Source organism: Bacillus sp. 05T22 (assembly GCF_056396765.1).
Map to the genome: position 1 here is coordinate 1 of NZ_JBFTMC010000243.1, position 1,298 is coordinate 1,298.

Annotated in this window: 1 protein-coding gene and 1 pseudogene; both read left to right on the forward strand. The window is 33.1% G+C overall.

The window, feature by feature from the left end; genetic code table 11:
• Positions 1 to 320 precede the first annotated feature (320 nt).
• Positions 321 to 854 carry an RNA polymerase sigma factor gene (locus AC1DIT_RS28125; RefSeq protein WP_016115699.1) on the forward strand — a complete coding sequence of 178 codons (534 nt, stop codon included), beginning with the start codon at positions 321 to 323 and terminating at the stop codon, positions 852 to 854.
• A 12-nt stretch (positions 855 to 866) separates the two neighbouring features.
• A pseudogene (locus AC1DIT_RS28130) lies at positions 867 to 1,298 on the forward strand (anti-sigma factor); the annotation flags it as partial.

Genomic DNA, 1,298 nt, shown 5'->3' on the forward strand with positions numbered 1-1,298 from the left:
GCCGAATTTTGAGGTGGGAGTATTACTGCCCGTTAATGCGGGATAAATAGAGTTGAAAAGATAGTTAGTTCCTTTATGAACTAACTATCTTTTTTTATTTCTGGAAAATTATAAAAAAAATGAACCTTTTTCCCCACTAAACCATCTAATAAGTGTAAAGTTTTATTGGAAGATATAAAGTGAAACTTTAATTAGTAGGGGGTTTCTTCTTCCCCAATTGATTATTAGCCCGCCCCACCTAACTTCTTTGCTTTCGCTGAATTTTGAGGTGGTGGGTCTTACTGCCCCGTAAATAGCGGGATAAAACGGGAGGATAGACAGTGAAAGTAATACCTGTATATAAAATAATGGTAAAAGAAGAGAGTAATGTTTCTTTAGCTAAAAACGGTGATCATGAAGCATTTGTCTCTTTAATACATACACATAAAGTTCAGCTCTATCGTATAGCCAAAGCAATGCTATATGATGAGAATGACGTAGAAGATGCGATACAAACAACAATTCTAAAGGCTTATGAAAATATAAAAAAGCTTAAAAATGAGGAGTTTTTCCAAACATGGTGCATTCGAATTCTGATTAATCAGTGTAATGAAATGATACGATCACGAAAAAAGGTAATCGCGATAGAAGGAAATAATGATTATATGATAGCATTTGATTCTTATGAAGATATAGATCTTCATAATGCAATTCAGTCTTTAAATGAAGAATTAAAAGCTGTAACAGTACTCTACTATTATGAAGATATGAATCAAGAAAATATTGCGGCATTATTAGAAATACCAAAAGGAACTGTTAAATCAAGGTTGTCACGGGCAAGAGAACAACTGCAGAAGCAATTACGAATGGAATAGGAGGTGTATGTGTTGGATAAGGATGAATTATTTGATGAAAAACTGAAAAAGCGAATAGACCGAGAGAAAACAATGTTACCGGAGCATTTGAATCGGAAAATTAATGATACATTACATAATCTCCCGGTTAAGAAGAAGTCTTATAGAGTTCAAGCTATGGCTGTTAGTGTGGCAATAATGGCATTGTCAATCGTTTCTATGTTTGAATTTTCTGTGCAAAGTTTTGCACAAAAAGGTGGAGTATTTGAATATGTAACGAAAAAGGCATTTTCAGATTATGAAAATGAGGAAGAAACAAAGTCTAATGTAAATTATCCTGAAAAAGAAAAAATTCACAAAAAAATGCTGGATTCAATCGATCATTTTAAAAGTGTTAAGGGGCAATTTGAAGAGTACTCTAGTTCATCTCGCCTAATTACTACTTATAAGTACGCAATTGATACA